The organism is Anaerosolibacter carboniphilus (genome assembly GCF_014205875.1).
Taxonomy (GTDB): Bacteria; Bacillota; Clostridia; order Peptostreptococcales; family Thermotaleaceae; genus Anaerosolibacter; species Anaerosolibacter carboniphilus.
Genome location: NZ_JACHEN010000011.1, coordinates 97,882 through 115,795, shown reverse-complemented (window position 1 = coordinate 115,795; position 17,914 = coordinate 97,882). Strand labels below are relative to the sequence as shown.

Here is a 17,914-nt window from a genome sequence, read left to right as displayed (position 1 = left end):
GAGGAGGCGATTCCTATGGGGTTAGGAAAGAATTCAGATGAAAGAAAAGTACTTTTAGCCTATTTGTGTGTATGTATTGTTTGGGGGTCTACATATCTTGCCATACGCATTGGTGTCAGTGAATTTCCACCAGCTTTGTTTGCAGGTATCCGATTTGTGGTTGCAGGAATTCTAATGCTTTGGTTTGCAAGATACAAGGGATTGGTATTTCCCCAAACAATTATTGAAGTGAGAAGGGTAGCGATTGTAGGATTGTTTCTATTGGCTGGAGGAAACGGATTTGTTGTTTGGGCAGAGCAGTGGGTTCATTCAGGGGTTGCATCTCTTTTGGTTGCTACAGTTCCCTTATTTATGGCCACTTTGGAGTTATTTCTTCCAGAGGGGAAGAATATTGGGAAAAAGGGATGGATGGGTCTACTACTAGGGTTTGCAGGTGTTATGCTGTTGGTGTTTACCCATTCTGGATCAGGTGCTATAGACTTAAAAGGGGCAGCAATTTTGCTAATGGGAACTTTTCTATGGTCCGTAGGGTCTGTGTATGCTAAGACATTCAAAGCATCGGGCTCCATTATCACTCATATAGGTATTGAGATGTTGACCGGGGGCATTGTTCTAAGTTGTGTAGGGGTTCTTCTTGGGGAATCTTCCAAACTTCACGTAACGCAAAAGGGTATCGGCGCAATTCTATACCTCATATTCTTCGGTTCAATCCTCGCCTATAGCTGTTATATCTATATTCTTCAGAAATGGCCTGCAGCAAAAGCAGGAACCTATGCCTATGTAAATCCACCGGTGGCTGTGCTACTAGGAAGCTTGGTATTGGATGAACCTTTCACTATACAGGTGGTTGTATCCACTCTCATCATTTTGTTCGGGGTATTCCTGGTGCAGACTTCAAAAACTTCTGCTTCACAAAGACAAAATAAGGAAACAGCGGAGCAATCATAGAATTTTAACTTTAGCACTCTGAGAAATCAGCGGTGCTATTTTATTTTGAGCACTTAAAATAGATAGAATGATGCAAAAAAGACTACAAAAAAACAAAATTTTACATAGATATGTTAAAATGTAAATATTGATAAAATTTCATAATAGGGGGATAACAATGAAAAGCATTAAAATAAGAATCATTGTGCTTGTATGTTGTATTAGTATCTTAGGTCTTACTATTTCTGGAATCGTTGGTTATTATTTGGCATCAAAAAATATAACAAAGGAATCTTTGGAAAAGCTTCAAATGGCCTCTGATAAATATGGAGAGTCCATAAATAGCTGGCTCCTTGCCCAAGGAAAAATCGTTGAAGAGATTGGAGACAGTATCGTTTTCCATGGACAGTACGATTCAAGTTCTCTATTGGATTATCTGACCAATCGAACAGAGGCTAACGAGTATAGCATTGCAGTTTATTTAGGTTTTGCTGATAATCAATTTGTTTCTGGAGATGGTTGGATCCCATCTGAAGATTATAAATGTACAGAAAGAGACTGGTACAAGGCGGCAGTAAACCACAAACAACTAGTATACACAGCTCCCTATATAGACGCTACTACGGGACAAATGGTTATTACTATTGCAAAGCCAATCATGCAGAATGATCATGTTATAGGCGTATTGGGTTCTGATATCGAAGTACAGAAAATAGTTGAATTGATTCAGGGAGCAAAGCCTTTTGAAGATAGTTACGGCTTTCTATTAGATCAAGATAAAAATATTATGATTCACCCGCATAAAGATTTTGCACCAACATCGGAAGGTCTCGTGAACATTTCAAAAGTCATGGATGGTAAATTTGTAAATATTTTAAGTGATTCAGGCAAGATAGCAGTACCTACTACAGATTATGATGGTCATGACAGATATTTTTCGAGTACTGTGATTCCATCAGCAGAATGGACCGTTGGTTTCGCCATACCAGTTGCAGAGGTCGAGAAATCTATGAATGGATTGATTCTAGGATTTATATTTGCATTAATCATTTCCCAGGCAATTGCTCTAATCTTGACATTCTTCTTAGGGCACTCCATCACAAAACCTATCATTGCTTTAACGAGGTATGCAGAAAATGTTGCACATCTCGATCTAAGGAATGATATAGATCAAAGGCATATCGCTATGAGAGATGAAACGGGCCGTCTTGCGTCGGCATTTCAATCAATTGTTGAAAGTTTGAGAAGAATTTCAGGGCAAATCCTTGATTCTGCTGGACATGTTGCTGCTGCTTCAGAACAGTTAATAGCTACCTCAGAACAGTCTGCCCAAGCATCTGAGCAGATGGCTTCATTAGCAGAGGAAGTAGCTCAAAATGCAGAATTGCAGCTGAAGGAAATCATGAGTACGGCTTCTGCCATGGAGAACATCTCTGTACAGATTGAAGAAGTATCACAAAATACCAATGGAATTAATGTGCTGGGTAACCAAGTTGCCAAACAATCCAATGTTGGCAAAGAAGAAATGCAGAAGGTCATTGCCCAGATGAATCGGATTTACAGAAGTGCAGAAGATGTTGGGAAATCATTATTAGGAATTACAGGAAGCTCTGATAAAATGAATGAAATTACAGATGTAATAAAAGCAATTGCTGATCAAACGAGTCTATTGGCTCTTAATGCATCTATCGAAGCAGCTAGAGCAGGAGAGCAGGGAAAGGGCTTTGCAGTCGTTGCAGGAGAAGTAAGAAAACTTGCAGAGGAATCCCAGAAGGCTGCCCAGGAAATTAGCGAGTTAATCCATGAGAACCGGATAAGTATCAGAGCGGCTAATTCAGCCATGGATACAAGTTCTGGAGATGTAAAAAAAGGCATTGAAATCGTAAAAACAGCTGAAGAAACTTTTTCAGATATTTCCTTATTGATTGAAAAGATTAATCAACAGATTGAAAGCACTGCTGTTGCAGTGGAGCAAATATCATTAAATTCAAATCATGTTGTAACAGCTGCAGGCCGGATTGAGAAAATTAGCACCAATGTCTCTGGACAAATTCAAAGTGTTTCTGCGGCAACAGAGGAACAGTCAGCTTCCATGGAAGAAATCGCTTCATCCAGCTATAGTCTGGGAGAACTGGCTCAAGGCTTAAAGGATACCGTCAAGTCTTTTAAGTTATAAGTCAAAAACGATTTTTTGTGTTTAATACTACTGAGCTTGGGTATAAGTTTATAAATAGCTTATGTCCGGGAGGAAAGTCAATGACAATATGTGATCAAAACTTTTGTCCTTGCCCAGATCCAAACTGTGAAATTCATGGACAATGTTGTGTGTGCATTCAATTTCATTTACAGGATAATTCTTTGGTGCATTGTATGAAAGAAATTGCTGAGAAAAGCATTCAAAGGTGAGATATTATGCTCAGTTTTGAATGCTTTTTGTATATATAGCCTAATCTAAAATATGGAATATGAAAAATTTTATGGAATTCTATGGAAATAATGATTTGGTATTTAAGGTGATCACTCGTTTGTTATAAGGTATTCTTCTCTTTATGAAAGTCTAATATAATTGACCTAATATCCACATAATAGCTTTAGAAATTGGTGCAACCAGAGTAGAATAGGAGTGGTTGTTATGATTGTACTATTTACCTATCTTCTTTATTTCCTAATTCCGTTAATGATTGGTTCCATTCTGTTTATCATATTTAAGAATAAGTATTGGGGTATGTTTGCAACTGTATTGTCCGGATTTTTATTTGTTTATCTTTATCCAAATATCAGATCTATCTGGTTGTTGACCATAGCATTTGGGCTACTTTGGATCCTCATATATCTTTCTTTTAAAAGATAATTATGAAGCGATTTTCCACTTTATGGTATAATCATTATATGCAAGAGAAATTTTGACTAAAGGGGAAGTTGAATGAGTAAAAATTGGATTGCTGTGATCGGCAGCCCTAGGAAGGGTAAAAATACGGACTTATTAACGGATTACATAATCAGCGGATTGAGAGAGAAAGATATTGTGGTCGAAAAGTTTTATTTAGATAACAGGAACATTTCAACATGTAATGGATGCGAATATTGCATAAGTGCAGGAATTTGCAATATTCAGGATAAATTATCTGAAATCATAGAGCATATGAAAAAAGCAGATGGATATATATTGGCCTCCCCATCCTACAACTATAATATGACCGCACAAATGAAAGCATTGCTGGATAGAACATTCTGTTTAAATGACTATAGCGATGGTTGGAAAAGTCGACTCTCACCAGGCAAAAAGGCAATTATTGTTGGGGTTTGTAAAGGCCCAACCCAAGAATCCATGGGGTATACCGTAGAAGGTATGGTCAAGTCCATTTCTGAATTGGACGTGAAGATCATTGATGTGATTGAGTACTATAATACGAAGTATGTACCGGTTGCCGATAATGATAGTATTAGAGAGAGAATGATTGAGAGAACTAGAGATTACGAGATGCTTTATTAATAATAATGTATCTTCTAGATTCGGAAAAAGGGAGGGCACTATGAAAAATATAATGAAAAGAATTACCACTTTCTTATTTTTAGGTGGGATAGAATTATTTTTTTATATGAAACTCAGGCCTCAGGATTTAGAAATTTTCTTTTTCTTTTGGATATTCATTTACGGCGCTTTATTAATACTGAATATATTTAATGTCGATACCATCGATATCGGTGCGGCAATTGGAACGAATAAAGATAACGGTGCTCAAATAGGTTATTTAAGTAGTAAAGCAGCACAAATAGTAACGAAAACAAAGCCAAGTGCTGGAAGAATGACTGGTGGCATATTAGATCCAATGAATATAATATATCTTTGCTTAGTCTTAATGAATATCATCGCATATATCAAGGTTATGCCAAAATAGCATTCAGATATAATTGTGAATGGAACGCTAAAAAAGTTAAATAGGACTACTTCAACCTGCGAATGACGCTTCGAATTTTTAATAGTTGTATTATTAGTGAAAATTGTATAATCTATCTTTCGTAAGAAGTCTTTCAGAACATATCAAAAAATCACTCCCATTAATCATATGATGATAAGAAGGGGGGTGATTTTTTGGTTTATCGGAGAAAGTACCAAAAAAGAAGAGGTAATTTTAAAGCATTCATGACATTAGTTCTTTTATTCCTGTTTATTATCTACAGTTTCATGTTTGTAGACCAAAAAATCAAACCAGCTTTCTTGGCCATTGCTCAGGTAAATGCGTGTGTGAGTTTATCGCCACTTATGAATGCAGTTTGTGCTATAAATTCTATTAAGAGTAGTATTTAAGAATATTAATATGTGGTTGATGGTTGATAAAAAGTATATTTAATACTTTTATTTTTAGTCTACTATTATGGACAAGCTGTGAGACATGTATGTAGTATGTTTTCCCTTACAAGGCATTGTAAGGCTATTGTGTTGATGGTAATGGAGTAGAATGGAAGTTTAAACCCCTCCAATTTATTAAGCGGAGGGGTTACTTGCGTAAATGAGTGCTTAATTTCTGTATCCTGCATCATTAATTAGGAAATAGATTAACAGAAGGTATTTCTACCATAATGCTTTATAAATGAAATGAATTCTTTAATATGAGGTTGAGAGGCCCTGCTTTTTTGATATATAGCGCAAATCTCGCTGGCAAATGAGCCCTCTTGAATTGGCAGGGTTTTTAATACATTTGTATAGAGCTCCTTTTTTACAGAGGTAGCAGGAAGAATTGAAACACCATGATTTGCTATTACGGACGCTTTTATAGACTCAATAGAGTCCAATTCCATCTCTATATTCAATTTTTCAATGGGAATATGATTGCTTTTAAACATTTCGTCTATGAATTGTCTCATACTGCTTCTGCTTGACCCAATGATTAATGGGAAGGCTGCTATGTCCTGTAATGACACTGACTCTTTAGGTATCATACGTTTGCTGGAAAACACAAATACTAAATGAATATCGCTTATATTCATACATTCTATTCCAGATATATCTATCTTTGAATCTATGAAGCCTATATCGGCACTGCAGTCTAAAACATGCTCAATAATTTGTGTAGTATATTCATTTCTTATTGAAAATCTGGTATCGGGTTGACTTTTCTTATATAGGTGCAAGGAACAGGGCAGTAGATATTCCCCAACACTATTGCATGAGGATATTTTAATTTCATGAATTTCAGATTTCTTGCACTTCTCAAGTTCCTTTAACATATTTTCATATATGTTTACAAGAGCCTCAGCATAGCTCAGTATGATCTCGCCTTCCTCGGTTAATTCCACACCTTTATTACTCCTTATTAAAAGCTGTGTATTCAAAGACTTCTCTAATGCTTGAAGCTGCTGACTTAAGGCAGATTGCGTCATATGTAAATTCTTAGAGGCTTTAGAGATACTGTCTTGTTTGACCGTTTCAATAAATGAAGTAAGATAAGCTATGTGCATATTAACCACCGTCCTTCTTCTTATGTAATAAAGCAATTATAAACTATTGCATTTGTATTAGCAGTTACTATTTTTATCCAAACTTAGATATAACTTATTCTTATTATACATCAGAAACACTAATGACGAAAGGTGGACTGTTTGTTATATAATTAACGCTATAAAGATGAATACAAGGTCATCTGTAAGCGTAATAGCATATTGCGCAACAAAAAGAATTAGGGGGGAACAAAAATGCAAGAATTAAAACAACTTTCTAGAAAAGATTTTTTGAAAGGGGTAGGGAAAACGGTTGCTGGTGTAGCAGTCGCAGGAACTTTAGGATCCGTATTAACAGGATGTGCAGCACCTGCAGCTACAGTTGAGGCTCCAGTAGCAACTCCAGAAGCAGCTCAATGGCCGTTTCCATACAAAAAGCTAGATCCAGAAAAGGTACTGGCAAGAGGTTTCAAAGGCTACAAAGAAAAAGGTGGCTGAGGTGCTGGTGTGGCTGAAGGGTTCTTCGGCGAATTAGCAGAGCAAGTAGGTTATCCGTTTAATCAAATGCCAATAGAAGCATTCACAAGTGCAGCAGGAGGATATGGTCAAGCTACACTTTGTGGTAGTTTAGGGGTCGCGGCAACTTGTATTGGTTCTGTATGTGATGTGGACACATCAAAGAAAATTTTAGCTGATCTTTCAAAATGGTATAAGAAAGAAACATTCCCAAATTATCAACCAGAAGGACTTAATCTACCTCAAACAGTAGCTGACTCTGTGCTATGTGAAGAATCTGTTGGTAAATTCATGGAAACAAGCGGCTTCGAATACGGAAGTCCTGAAAGAAAAAGCCGATGTGCAGGTGTTGCTGGTGAAGTAACAAGGAAAATGGTTGAGTTATTAAACGAAGCATTGGCGTAATATAAGAATAGTTTTTAATAAATTCCCCGTTCAGGTGGAGGGTGGTTCCACCTGAATTATTTTATAAGGAATTTAAATTTGGGTTTTAGTGTGGATAAAAAATAACTTATATAAGGAATAAAGAGGATGGGAGGGAAAACTATGGGTTTCGGACGAATCGGTGCAACAGAACTAATCCTTATACTAGCTATAGCACTTGTAATTTTTGGCCCTTCTAAGTTGCCTGAAATTGGAAAATCCATTGGAAAAGCCATAAAAGAATTTAAATCCCAAGCGAACAAAGTAACGGAAGATTTAAAGGTTGATTCTGATGATGAAAAGCATAACTAGAGGTCCAAAAGATGAGAAAAACTTGACCTTGGTTGAGCACTTGGCTGAATTAAGAAAGAGAATAATATATTCTGCACTACTGTTCATTTTATCTGTGGGCTTCTGTTATAGTTTTGTTGAAATAATCGTCAAGGATATTATTGATCTAGCTAGGAATGTTGAATTCGTATTCATAGCGCCTGCTGAGCTATTGATGTCCTATATCAAGATTTCCCTAATAGGTGGACTGATTATTTCTGCCCCATTTTTAATATTTCAAGTCTGGCTATTTATAATACCTGAATTGAAGAACAAGGAAAAAAGATTAATTTTCTTTTCTTTACTTCTAGGAAGTATATTTTTTATCACAGGTGTAGCCTTTGCATATTTTGTAGTTGTACCTACAATGCTTGTTTTCTTTATGGGGTTCCAAATGGATGCAATAAGGCCTATGCTTAGCTTCAACAGCTACTTAAGCTTTGTCCTAAGTACGATCTTCACCTTCGGTACTATTTTTGAGTTGCCTATTCTGATGGTACTTTTAAGCAGATTTGGCATTCTTAAGGTCAGCTTTTTAAAAGAAAATCGGAAATTTATTATACTCATAATTTTTGTATTTGCTGCAATATTAACACCGCCAGATGTAATTTCTCAGATAATTCTAGCGGGACCGATGATTTTACTTGCTGAAATAGGGATCTTCTTATCTGGCTTGGTAGAAAAGAAAAGAGAAAATATCATCATGAATGAAGAATAAATAATATTAATCAAAAGGAGATAATTAAAATGAAGAAATTAGTATCTTTAACTTTAGTATTGTTATTACTTGTAACTGCTTTAGTAGGGTGTGGCAGCGGAACAACTAAAACAGACGCACCTGCTCAAGAGCCAGCTAAGGCGGAAGAAACGAAAGCAGAAGCACCAAAGGAAGAGGCTAAAGCAGAAGAAACACCTGCAGAAGTAGTAAGCTACAAGGATGGTATCTATGAAGGTGAAGGCGAAGGTATGCATACAATCAAGGTATCTGTCGAAGTCGCAGGTGGTAAAATCGCTAAGGTTGAAATTATAGAGCACGAAGAAACTGAAGGAATTGCAGAACCAGCTTTAGAACAAATTCCAGCAGCTATTGTTGAAAAGAACACACCTGATGTGGAGGTAGTATCAGGTGCAACAATAGCAAGCGATGGGATTATCGAGGCTGTTAAAAATGCTCTAGAAGCTGCAAAATAATATTTAAGAGCACCTTCCATTGAATAAGGCTGTTGGCTATTTGCCAGCAGCTTTTTCTAAAATATTAGGATTTATCACCGGTGTAAGTAAGTTTAAACAATCAAAAATAAATATTGTATTAAATATTTCGAGGAGTAAAATAGATGAAAAGGAAGCTGGCGCTAAAAATAACGGGAATGTATTGTGAAAATTGTAGTAAAAAAATTAAAAATGCTCTTGGGTCAATGTCTGTTGAAAAACTTGAGGTTTCTTTTGCAAGTGGAGAATTAGTATGTCTAACAGATGATAAGGATGGAATAATAGCTGCTATTCATAAATTGGGTTATACTGCAGAAGCAGTTGAGGAAGGCATTGCAAGTCGTAAAAATTATAAAGGTGTTATCGTCGCATTATTTGTTCTTCTCGGTATATACCTGATTATTAAGAATACAATTGGTTTCAATATGATTCCAAAGCTCCAAGAACAGGTTAGCTATGGTATATTGTTCGTATTAGGTATGGCTACATCTCTTCACTGTCTTTCCATGTGTGGAGGTATTGTTATTTCTCAAAGTATTGCTTTTGAAAACCCAATGAAATCTACGCTGCAATACAATCTGGGTAGAGTAATTGCTTATACAACCGTGGGAGCAGCCGTAGGAGGTATAGGTTCAATCGTTAGCTTTTCACCCATGCTAAAGGGTTATATCACAATTTTTGCTGGTGTATTTATGATTCTTATGGGCTTAAGTATGCTTCAGCCCTTTATATTTCTTAGAAGATATGTTAAAACACCTCAAATTTTTAATGTACCAAAGTTTAAAAGTAACAGAAATACACCATTATTTGTTGGATTGGCTACAGGCCTTATGCCTTGCGGGCCATTGCAAACAATGCAGATCTATGCTCTTGGGACTGGGAGTATAGCAAAGGGAGCTTTTTCCATGTTTGTGTTCAGCATGGGAACAGTGCCTTTGATGGTGGGATTAGGTACGATCAGTGGATACATAAGTAGTGGGATAAATAAGAAATTATTAAAGCTAAGTTCCGTATTTGTAGTGATTTTAGGCCTTATTGTTGTGAATAGAGGCTTAGCACTACAGGGAAAAAGTACAGTAGATAATCTCGTAAATCCAACGCAGGCTTCATCTCAGATTATGCTTCCTGAAATGATGAATGGCTTTCAGGTAATAAACACATCGGCCAATTCCAATGGATATGAACCTAACTACTTTATACTGGAAAAGGGAAAGCCTGTAAACTGGGTGATTACAGGAGACTCTGTAAATAGCTGTAACAATGAAATTGTTATTCCTGAACTAAATATTTCACAGAAGATTAACGAAGGCTATAATATTATCCAGTTTACGCCAGCGGCCGAGGGTGAATTGGGATTTAGCTGTTGGATGGGCATGTTAGATGGTAAGTTCATCGTTGTGGACGATATTCGTAATATTCCTGATCATATCGATGCGACACCTCCAACACCTGTGAGCTGTTGTACAGATTAACCAACTTGTGTAACCTGTTTGATTAAATAAAACAGTGAGGTATATTTTCTAAACTGTAATTACGGTATATAATAAAGGCATGATTTGGTTGATAATTCTTTGTCAGACTTGATAAAATGAGGGAGTTGGGGGTTGAATTAAATGAACAAGCAAATTGACTGTGTAGGTGAAATCTGCCCAGTGCCTTTGATAAAAGCACAAATTCAATACAAGAAAATTCATCATGGGGACAGCATAACCATCATCACAGATCATAGCTGCACATCCCAAAATATCAAAGATGCTTTTAGTAAGTTACCCTGTGTAGTGGAAGTAGAAGAAGAAAACGGTATATGGGAAATAACCATTAAGAAATTTGCGTAGCAGAAGGTTCTTCTCCTCATTAATATGTTAATCAACTAACAATTCAATTGAGAGGTGAAAAGTATGGTTGAAACTAAAACATCCTTAGCTACAAAACCAAAGAAGAAATCAGTAAATCAAATCCCATTGGGCGTAGGACTTCTAATAGCTATCATAGGTATAGGGTTTTTTATAGGAAAACAGCAGCCAAAGTCAGCACTTTTGTGGGGTCTTGGTGTAGCAGCAGGATTTATATTGCAGCGATCAAGGTTTTGTTTTACAGCCTCATTAAGAGATCCCCTGCTAACGGGGAGTACTTCATTAATGAAGGCTGTAGTAATTGCAATAGTCACTGCGACTGTTGGTTTCGCAGCACTTCAATTTGCCTCTGTAACTGAGGGTGGAGCTATACCGGGAAATATCTCTCCTGTAGGTATTCACACAGTTGTAGGCGCTGTTCTCTTTGGAATCGGTATGGTAATAGCAGGGGGGTGTGCATCAGGAACACTAATGAGAGTTGGTGAAGGCTTCTTAATGCAAATGCTTTCTTTGATATTCTTTATCATAGGATCTTTATGGGGCGCTAAGGACTTTGGATGGTGGTCATCTAACTTTATGTCTAAGGAAGGGATATTCCTGCCTGAGATTTTAGGCTGGCCATTGGCAATAGCGCTACAATTTATATTGTTATTAACAATTTTTATTACAGCTGATTGGTTTGGAAATAGATAGTCGCATAAACGAAGAAAACATTTATGGAGGAAGCAAAATGACGGAAATAAGATTGGATTGTTTAGGAGAGACTTGCCCTGTACCATTGGTTAAAACACAGAAGAAGATGGGCACTATGAAGGTTGGAGAAGTTTTAATCGTGGAAATAGACCATAGCTGTGCTATGAAGAATGTACCGGAATGGGCTAAAAAAGAAGGACATCATGTTGAAATAGAAGAAGTTGATGATGGACAGTGGGAAATATTCATCGAAAAAACAAAATAATTATCCCTCTTAAAAATACAGGGAGGTAAATTCATGGATATTAAAAATAATGTTTATTATAAAAGATTTCTAAAGGAACCGTGGTCATATACAGTAGGTGCAGTGCTGCTGGGGCTGTTGAATATCGTCATGTTTGCATCTACAGGGAAGGCATGGGGCGTAACATCTCCCTTTGCTAACTGGGCAGCATGGATATACCAAGCTATAGGTAGACATCCTGAAGAATGGTTTTATTTTCAGCAAAAAGGTGAAGCAGCATTAAGCGGCGGATTTTTAAATGATATGCACTCTGTATCCAATATCGGTATTGTATTTGGAGCACTTCTCGCTACTTTATTAGCATCACAGTTTAAGATAAAAAAGATAAAATCATGGAAGCAGATAGTAGCGGCAGTACTGGGTGGACTTATGATGGGTTATGGTGCAAGAATCGCATTTGGGTGTAATATAGGAGCGTTATTCAGCGGAGTAGCATCTATGTCCCTACATGGTTGGGTTTATTGGATATTCATATTTATCGGTGCTTGGATAGGAAGTAAATTATTAGTTAAATATTTCATGTAGCATATATGGTGGTCAAAAAGTTGCTGAGAATAAAAAAAGCAGAAGACAAATTGGAAAAGAAGAAATAATTGTATTGAAACGCAGGTGGTAATATATTGTATTGTGTGAGAGTATAAACCGTAAGTGTTTTACGATTCCATTGGTTTGGAGGGCGCACCTTTACACAATTTTAAGGAATTAAATTTAAACATATCACTAAATCACCCACATCAATCATATGATAATAAGAAGGGGGTGATTTTTTGGTTTATCGGAGGAAGTATCAAAAAAGAAGAGGTAATTTTAAAGCATTCATGACATTAGTTCTTTTATTCCTGTTTATTATCTACAGTTTTATGTTCGTAGATCAAAAAATCAAACCAGCTGTCTTGGCCATTGCCCAGGTAAAGGCGAGAGAAATCGCTACAAGAGCAATTAACGAGGCTGTCAATGATCGAGTGTCTGACGATATTAAATATCAAGACCTTATCTTCATCAGAACGGATGATGAAGGAAATGTAACTATGATGCAAGCGAATGCATGAATGACTGAATTGCTACATAATAAACCCCTATATAGGAGTTTACTTTATAAGCTCAATAATCTAATGTCTAGATTATCCCCATCCCACACAATCTTATCCACAATAGTCTGAATTAATCTTCTTTTCTCATTAAAATCAGCACTATCGATTTTTTTATTAAACTCTACACAAGATTGTTCTAATATTTCAAGACTGAAAAGCTCCATATCTGAGCTGGTGTTGATTTTACTTCCAAGTTCTTTGTTTTCTTTCGCTAGCTTTTCTAATTCATTCATAATGTAGGTAGCCGCTAAACTATCTTCGTTGTTAGCTAATGATTTTATCAAGTTATCTATAGATTTATTGTTTTTATCAATCTGATCTTTAATAGATTTGTTTCGCTGATCCATGTTTTTATGTTTTTTCTTTGCTTCCTGAATCTGCTTAAATATTGAGGTAGTAATAACATGCTTTAGATAATCAATAACCATACTTTCCGTTTTATCTCCAGATAACCTTTTCGTATTACACTTTGATCCACGGGATAAGTCCCTTAGATTGCACCCATAGTAATGATATCTCTCGTTACTATTTGGCTTCATTTGGCCATAATGAACACGCATGAAACTGCCGCATGAACAGCGCATTAAACCGGAAAGAAGAGCTGCAGCTGAAGTTCCACGCCTTGGTGCATCCTTTTTATTACGTGCAAAGGTTCTCTGTACTTCGGCCCAGTCTTTCCCTGATATAATCCCTTTATGTTTACCTATGGCAACAGTCCAATCTGAGAAGTCATTTACCTTTTGTAACCTATTATTTTTCAGCACTCTTTTATTGTATGCAGTAAGTCCATTCTTTCCGTTAAACTCCTTTTTATTATTGCATATGTCTGCATTTCTAGCAGAGAAGAAGTTATAAACATGATCATCGGCAATCGCATATACAGGGTTAGTAAGAATCATCTTTAGTGTATTTTTTTGATAATCATTACCTTGGGGAGTTTTTATATTATTTTGAAGACAATAGGTTTCAACTTTTGATAATGATTGTAGTTCTATGTATTTATCGTATATAAGTTTTACAGTCGAAAGTTCTTCTTCTATAGGTATGAGTTGATACATCTTTTTTTCTTTCATGTTAGCATCAATATATATAATAGGCTCAGATCTAAATCCAGTAGGATATGTACCACCTAACCATCTTCCGGATCTAGCAAGTTGATGCATATTATCCTTTACACGCTCTGCGATAGTTTCTCTTTCTAACTGAGCAAATACTGAGGCAATGTACATCATAGCGCGTCCCATAGGGGTAGTAGTATCAAATTGCTCTCTTACGGAAACGAAATTAATATTTTTGTCCCCAATTACTTCAATAAGGTCTGAGAAGTCAGATATATTTCTACTGATACGATCTAGACGATAGCAAATCAAGATATCAAATTTCTTAGCCGTTGCATCTCTCATCATTTTTTGAAACTCTGGACGTGCTGTATTTCCACCAGAAAAACCTTCATCTTCATATATAAAATACTCCTGGATATCGAAATGTGTACACAAGTATTCTTTACATATTTCAATTTGGTTTTGAGTAGATTCGCCTTTACCAGTGAATTTTGATTTTCTAGAGTAAATAGCAGCCTTCATGTGATCACCTCAGAATAATTATAGCAGAAAAATTCTTGAAAGGGTTATTTAGTGCAATAAATTAAGGGCAGGATTCTCCTGCCTAAATGTGTATTAGGTGAGATTATTGGAAATCCTTCTTTCAAAAAACTCTTATATTATTATATAAATTTAGCATATGATCAATATAAATTATTTGGCGAAGTAATTTTAAGAACCAAATCATATATTTGGTTGTCTTTATGTGTAGAGCATTATTTAAATTATGAACACTTGCCTCTATGTTGGCATAACATATATTAGCCAAAAGAAAAGGCTAAGGATATTAGAATGATTGGAGGTATAACTCGTGAGTGAAAGCAAAGGATTTTTGGGAGGAATCGGCGGCATCGGCGATAACACATCATTGTTATTCTTCTTTCTATTGCTGGTGTTAATATTCTGTAATTGTGGAATTGGAGGAATTGGAGGAATTGGAGGAATCGGTGATAACACATCATTGTTGTTCTTCTTCCTATTGCTAGTGTTAATATTCTGCAATTGTGGAATTTTTGGAGGAATTGGAGGCTGTTAAATATCAAAGAATTGGGGTAGACCCCAATTCTTTACATAATAAATTTTATTGTATCACTCAATCACCTCCTAATGGAAGAGGGTAGGAATAACCAATTCCTGCCCTTATTTTTTTCAATATATTATAGACATACCATCCATTTACCGTTCTTTGCCAAGGTCTTGTTCTATTAGGAAAAGTGCGATGCATTATCGCTGACCTCCCGTAATTAATCGACTTAGCCGCATCTTTTTGATCTGTACCATACTATCACGATCTATATATTTTAGATATTTTTCAGTGGGTGATTTAATGTCGTTTTTATATTTTAGGCATAAAAATAAGGATAAAATTTGACTCCTGCCCTAAGTCGTTAAATGTTTATTTCGCGCGGTAGAAAAGGACAGAATTCATTTCTGTCGTAAGGTTTAATGTATCTTTTACACAATTTGGAGAAATCTTATTTGAATCCATGCAGGAAATGCTCAGCTAAAATAGAAGTAGCCAATACAATAGATTGAGTGACAATTGTTTGATGTAGTGAAATAAAGGAGGGATAGAACAGTTTATGGGCAATAAAAAGTTTAACAATATTGAAACAGGAAGAATTATATTAAGGCCGTTTAAAGAGTCAGATGCAGAAGCTTTTTTTAAGTATAGGACCAATCCAATAGTAGCCTTATACCAAGGAGAGGGATGGGAAAATTACAAATTTGAGCAAGCTGTTGAATTTGTAAAACAACAAATGAATTTTGAACCTGGCATTCCCGATACTTGGTTTCAAATTGCAATTGAATTAAAAGGTACTGGAAAACAGATAGGAGATTGCGGCATACATACGCTATCGCATGATGTAAATCAAGTTGAAATAGGATTTACATTGGATCCAACATATCAGAATAAAGGATTTGGAAGAGAGGCAGTTAGATGCCTGTTAGAGTATATATTTAATGTTTTGAATAAGCACAGGGTTATTGCTGTAACTGATGTAAGAAATAAGAATTCCATTAAACTGCTTGAGAGTATTGGAATGAGGAGAGAGGGTCACTTTTTAAAAAATGCGTGGTATAAAGGTGAATATACAGATGAGTATTTATTTGCAAAGCTAAAAGAAGAGTGGAAATAAACCACATCATTTATATTATTTCTAAGCACACAATTAACAACAAGGAGCAGAGTTAGACTCTGCTCTTATTTTATTGAGTGAAATGCATATTAGCGACAGAACAGTCCCCATGTTGCAAGTACTGGCAGTAGAATTAACATAGAAAAATTTTATACAATTTTGTTATGATATTTTGTACTCGAAGCATTAATCTAAATCTTTTTTAAATTCTTACGTTAAAGCCACCATTTAAACTATTTTGATCTATATAATCAGGTCTACAATTTGATAGTTCATATTTTCAGATAGATCAATAAATTTATTATCTACTCTCACTAAAGGTCGAGTTGGTAAATGCTTATTGATCGTTACAATTTCTCCAACTTCATTGGTATTTAATTTAACAGCAGCTCCTATATACAGTTGAAGAATATTATCTAAAAAAACATTACAAATATGAGGATCTAATGTATGAAAAAGACTATTATGTAGAACTTCCACTGCTACAAAAGGGGATTGTCTTGATTTATAAGGTCTTTGAGATATTATGGCATCAAAGGTATCTACAATAGCAATAATCCTTGCATATTCATTGATTTCATTACCTTTTAATTTTAAAGGATAACCGCTCCCATCCATACGATCATGATGCTGGAGAATACCATCAAGTATGTTCTTAGAGATAATTGGAGTGTTCTTTAAATAATTGTAGCCAAGGGTCGCATGTTCTCTAATCTTTTCAAATTCTTCAATTGTTAATTTATCTGGTTTATTCAATATTTCAAGGGGAACCATAGCTTTTCCAATATCATGAAGAAATCCTGCTATTGCTAATTCTTTCAATTTCACTAAGGAAAATCCTAGCCATTTGCCAGTGATCGTAGCCAAAAGACCTACATTTATAGAATGTCTAAGGGTATATTGATCTAAAACATTTATTTTTCTTATTTTAAATAGTATAGTACTATCTTTTGAAAGCTCTTTAATGAGAGGATCTATAGCCTGTTGAACTTTATCCATTTCTAACTTATTCCCGATGTATGCATTATGAAATACTGATTGAAGAGCAAGAAGAGCTTTATGGTATTCTTTTTCCCATTGAAAATTTTTGCTTTCAATTTCATTTGTTCTATTCTCATCCAAAATACAGATATAAGGAATATCTAGTTTTCTTATATTTTCTATATGTTTTCCTGTTAAAACTGCTTTACTAGGAATAAGCAGTGTTCCACTTTCTAACAGTATGTCCCTTCCTAGTATCATCCCCTCTTTAAGATCATTACTTTTTATCATCTTCACCTCAAATATCCCTCCTCTGATTTTGGATAACATCAAATAAACAAAAAATAAAAGTATCTATGTTGCCATAGATACTAAGAGTTTAAGAACAAGGTACTCTAATTAATACCCTCTTTCTTGGCTAAGATGCTTCGGCAGCTTGGCGACCGTAGGAGATTTCTCCCGTAGGCCCATAGCTTTGTGTCCTTATCTTTCGATAAGTTTACTAGTATCGGCAATCTGATTTTAAATTACTATAATGATGTAGTGCTTAAGTCCTAGGACACATTATATACAAAGCTCGTTATCAACACAAGGTGAATTTTGTCGAAAATGCAAAAAATTTGAATTTTTTATCAATATCTACTCAAATTTATGGAAGTTATGCTTTAAATTTATATGACAAAGGGAATTAAGTGATAGTATTTCTTAGAGTTGCAATCTTGCAACCTCAATGAGGTGACGTATTAAGAGAATAATGAAAGCAGTTCTTAAAGAACAATCTAAGGAATAGTTTCATGCTAACATATAAGACCATATCAAGGAATTATTTAGCAAGAAGTAAAAAGGTCGTCAAACACATATTTAGCGCGACAGAAAGAAACAGTCTTCTTGTCGTATTATATTGATA

The 17,914-nt window shown here is 35.5% G+C and carries 21 protein-coding genes and 1 riboswitch; of the genes, 18 read left to right on the top strand and 3 right to left on the bottom strand.

The window, feature by feature from the left end; translation table 11 throughout:
- The first annotated feature begins 15 nt into the window (after window positions 1-15).
- From HNQ80_RS10240 to HNQ80_RS10220, 5 genes are all read left to right on the top strand, one after another.
- Entirely contained in the window at window positions 16-948 is a 933-nt protein-coding gene (locus HNQ80_RS10240; protein WP_184310555.1) for an EamA family transporter, read from the top strand.
- A 157-nt stretch (window positions 949-1,105) separates the two neighbouring features.
- Window positions 1,106-3,103, top strand: a complete 1,998-nt coding sequence (locus HNQ80_RS10235; protein ID WP_184310554.1) for a methyl-accepting chemotaxis protein — start codon at window positions 1,106-1,108, stop codon at window positions 3,101-3,103.
- Between the two features lie 80 nt (window positions 3,104-3,183).
- Window positions 3,184-3,333: a hypothetical protein gene (locus tag HNQ80_RS10230; protein WP_184310553.1), complete on the top strand. Its 150-nt coding sequence runs from the start codon at window positions 3,184-3,186 to the stop codon at window positions 3,331-3,333.
- Window positions 3,334-3,850: 517 nt separating this feature from the next.
- A complete protein-coding gene (locus HNQ80_RS10225; RefSeq protein WP_184310552.1) occupies window positions 3,851-4,420 on the top strand; it encodes a flavodoxin family protein in 570 nt (189 codons plus the stop codon).
- Window positions 4,421-4,460: 40 nt separating this feature from the next.
- Complete coding sequence (locus tag HNQ80_RS10220) at window positions 4,461-4,826, top strand: hypothetical protein (protein ID WP_184310551.1); 366 nt, start codon at window positions 4,461-4,463, stop codon at window positions 4,824-4,826.
- Window positions 4,827-5,484: 658 nt separating this feature from the next.
- Here the strand turns inward: HNQ80_RS10220 and HNQ80_RS10215 are convergent.
- Window positions 5,485-6,387 (bottom strand): LysR family transcriptional regulator, encoded by a 903-nt coding sequence (locus HNQ80_RS10215; protein ID WP_184310550.1) that lies wholly within the window; start codon window positions 6,385-6,387, stop codon window positions 5,485-5,487.
- Window positions 6,388-6,621: 234 nt separating this feature from the next.
- Between HNQ80_RS10215 and HNQ80_RS26450 the strand changes: the two genes are divergently transcribed.
- The 11 genes from HNQ80_RS26450 to HNQ80_RS10160 all read left to right on the top strand — a co-directional run bounded on the left by HNQ80_RS26450 (window position 6,622) and on the right by HNQ80_RS10160 (window position 12,743).
- Window positions 6,622-7,287, top strand: coding sequence for a C-GCAxxG-C-C family (seleno)protein (locus HNQ80_RS26450; RefSeq protein ID WP_184310549.1), 666 nt, complete (start codon window positions 6,622-6,624; stop codon window positions 7,285-7,287).
- Between the two features lie 141 nt (window positions 7,288-7,428).
- A complete protein-coding gene (locus tag HNQ80_RS10205; protein WP_184310548.1) occupies window positions 7,429-7,617 on the top strand; it encodes a twin-arginine translocase TatA/TatE family subunit in 189 nt (62 codons plus the stop codon).
- Entirely contained in the window at window positions 7,601-8,353 is a 753-nt protein-coding gene (gene tatC / locus HNQ80_RS10200) for a twin-arginine translocase subunit TatC (RefSeq protein WP_184310547.1), read from the top strand. The genes HNQ80_RS10205 and tatC overlap by 17 nt, the downstream gene beginning before the upstream one ends.
- Window positions 8,354-8,382: 29 nt before the next feature.
- Window positions 8,383-8,826, top strand: coding sequence for an FMN-binding protein (locus tag HNQ80_RS10195; protein ID WP_184310546.1), 444 nt, complete (start codon window positions 8,383-8,385; stop codon window positions 8,824-8,826).
- A 19-nt stretch (window positions 8,827-8,845) separates the two neighbouring features.
- Window positions 8,846-9,013, top strand: a complete 168-nt coding sequence (locus HNQ80_RS10190) for a hypothetical protein (RefSeq protein WP_184310545.1) — start codon at window positions 8,846-8,848, stop codon at window positions 9,011-9,013.
- A complete protein-coding gene (locus tag HNQ80_RS10185) occupies window positions 8,970-10,316 on the top strand; it encodes an urease accessory protein UreH domain-containing protein (RefSeq protein WP_184310544.1) in 1,347 nt (448 codons plus the stop codon). Before HNQ80_RS10190 ends, HNQ80_RS10185 begins: the two co-directional genes overlap by 44 nt.
- A gap of 141 nt (window positions 10,317-10,457) precedes the next feature.
- Entirely contained in the window at window positions 10,458-10,679 is a 222-nt protein-coding gene (locus HNQ80_RS10180) for a sulfurtransferase TusA family protein (RefSeq protein ID WP_184310543.1), read from the top strand.
- 63 nt (window positions 10,680-10,742) lie between these two features.
- A complete protein-coding gene (locus HNQ80_RS10175; protein ID WP_184310542.1) occupies window positions 10,743-11,390 on the top strand; it encodes a YeeE/YedE thiosulfate transporter family protein in 648 nt (215 codons plus the stop codon).
- A gap of 37 nt (window positions 11,391-11,427) precedes the next feature.
- Window positions 11,428-11,655: a sulfurtransferase TusA family protein gene (locus tag HNQ80_RS10170; RefSeq protein ID WP_184310541.1), complete on the top strand. Its 228-nt coding sequence runs from the start codon at window positions 11,428-11,430 to the stop codon at window positions 11,653-11,655.
- Window positions 11,656-11,688: 33 nt separating this feature from the next.
- On the top strand, window positions 11,689-12,219 hold the full coding sequence (locus HNQ80_RS10165) for a YeeE/YedE thiosulfate transporter family protein (RefSeq protein WP_184310540.1): 531 nt from the start codon (window positions 11,689-11,691) through the stop codon (window positions 12,217-12,219).
- 242 nt (window positions 12,220-12,461) lie between these two features.
- Complete coding sequence (locus HNQ80_RS10160; RefSeq protein WP_184310539.1) at window positions 12,462-12,743, top strand: hypothetical protein; 282 nt, start codon at window positions 12,462-12,464, stop codon at window positions 12,741-12,743.
- 44 nt (window positions 12,744-12,787) lie between these two features.
- Here the strand turns inward: HNQ80_RS10160 and HNQ80_RS10155 are convergent, their stop codons facing one another.
- Window positions 12,788-14,368, bottom strand: a complete 1,581-nt coding sequence (locus HNQ80_RS10155) for a recombinase family protein (protein WP_184310538.1) — start codon at window positions 14,366-14,368, stop codon at window positions 12,788-12,790.
- 328 nt (window positions 14,369-14,696) lie between these two features.
- Here HNQ80_RS10155 and HNQ80_RS10150 point away from each other — a divergent pair, with 328 nt between their 5' ends.
- Together HNQ80_RS10150 and HNQ80_RS10145 are read left to right on the top strand one after the other, a co-directional pair.
- Window positions 14,697-14,921: a hypothetical protein gene (locus tag HNQ80_RS10150; RefSeq protein ID WP_184310537.1), complete on the top strand. Its 225-nt coding sequence runs from the start codon at window positions 14,697-14,699 to the stop codon at window positions 14,919-14,921.
- A gap of 547 nt (window positions 14,922-15,468) precedes the next feature.
- Window positions 15,469-16,026: a GNAT family N-acetyltransferase gene (locus tag HNQ80_RS10145; protein ID WP_184310536.1), complete on the top strand. Its 558-nt coding sequence runs from the start codon at window positions 15,469-15,471 to the stop codon at window positions 16,024-16,026.
- Window positions 16,027-16,269: 243 nt separating this feature from the next.
- Here HNQ80_RS10145 and HNQ80_RS10140 read toward each other — a convergent pair whose 3' ends face one another.
- Entirely contained in the window at window positions 16,270-17,298 is a 1,029-nt protein-coding gene (locus HNQ80_RS10140) for an HD-GYP domain-containing protein (RefSeq protein ID WP_184310535.1), read from the bottom strand.
- Between the two features lie 136 nt (window positions 17,299-17,434).
- A riboswitch (cyclic di-GMP riboswitch) is annotated at window positions 17,435-17,521 on the bottom strand.
- Window positions 17,522-17,914 lie beyond the last annotated feature (393 nt).

Excerpts from the sequence above, each read along its gene's own strand:
- HNQ80_RS10205 (WP_184310548.1), top strand. The coding sequence starts at position 7,429 with ATGGGTTTCGGACGAATCGGTGCAACAGAACTAATCCTTATACTAGCT.
- HNQ80_RS10170 (WP_184310541.1), top strand. The coding sequence starts at position 11,428 with ATGACGGAAATAAGATTGGATTGTTTAGGAGAGACTTGCCCTGTACCA.
- HNQ80_RS10240 (WP_184310555.1), top strand. The coding sequence starts at position 16 with ATGGGGTTAGGAAAGAATTCAGATGAAAGAAAAGTACTTTTAGCCTAT.
- HNQ80_RS10225 (WP_184310552.1), top strand. The coding sequence starts at position 3,851 with ATGAGTAAAAATTGGATTGCTGTGATCGGCAGCCCTAGGAAGGGTAAA.
- HNQ80_RS10145 (WP_184310536.1), top strand. The coding sequence starts at position 15,469 with ATGGGCAATAAAAAGTTTAACAATATTGAAACAGGAAGAATTATATTA.
- HNQ80_RS10175 (WP_184310542.1), top strand. The coding sequence starts at position 10,743 with ATGGTTGAAACTAAAACATCCTTAGCTACAAAACCAAAGAAGAAATCA.
- HNQ80_RS10195 (WP_184310546.1), top strand. The coding sequence starts at position 8,383 with ATGAAGAAATTAGTATCTTTAACTTTAGTATTGTTATTACTTGTAACT.
- HNQ80_RS10180 (WP_184310543.1), top strand. The coding sequence starts at position 10,458 with ATGAACAAGCAAATTGACTGTGTAGGTGAAATCTGCCCAGTGCCTTTG.
- HNQ80_RS10185 (WP_184310544.1), top strand. The coding sequence starts at position 8,970 with ATGAAAAGGAAGCTGGCGCTAAAAATAACGGGAATGTATTGTGAAAAT.
- HNQ80_RS10215 (WP_184310550.1), bottom strand. The coding sequence starts at position 6,387 with ATGCACATAGCTTATCTTACTTCATTTATTGAAACGGTCAAACAAGAC.
- HNQ80_RS10235 (WP_184310554.1), top strand. The coding sequence starts at position 1,106 with ATGAAAAGCATTAAAATAAGAATCATTGTGCTTGTATGTTGTATTAGT.
- HNQ80_RS10155 (WP_184310538.1), bottom strand. The coding sequence starts at position 14,368 with ATGAAGGCTGCTATTTACTCTAGAAAATCAAAATTCACTGGTAAAGGC.
- tatC (WP_184310547.1), top strand. The coding sequence starts at position 7,601 with ATGAAAAGCATAACTAGAGGTCCAAAAGATGAGAAAAACTTGACCTTG.
- HNQ80_RS10140 (WP_184310535.1), bottom strand. The coding sequence starts at position 17,298 with ATGATAAAAAGTAATGATCTTAAAGAGGGGATGATACTAGGAAGGGAC.
- HNQ80_RS10230 (WP_184310553.1), top strand. The coding sequence starts at position 3,184 with ATGACAATATGTGATCAAAACTTTTGTCCTTGCCCAGATCCAAACTGT.
- HNQ80_RS10165 (WP_184310540.1), top strand. The coding sequence starts at position 11,689 with ATGGATATTAAAAATAATGTTTATTATAAAAGATTTCTAAAGGAACCG.
- HNQ80_RS10220 (WP_184310551.1), top strand. The coding sequence starts at position 4,461 with ATGAAAAATATAATGAAAAGAATTACCACTTTCTTATTTTTAGGTGGG.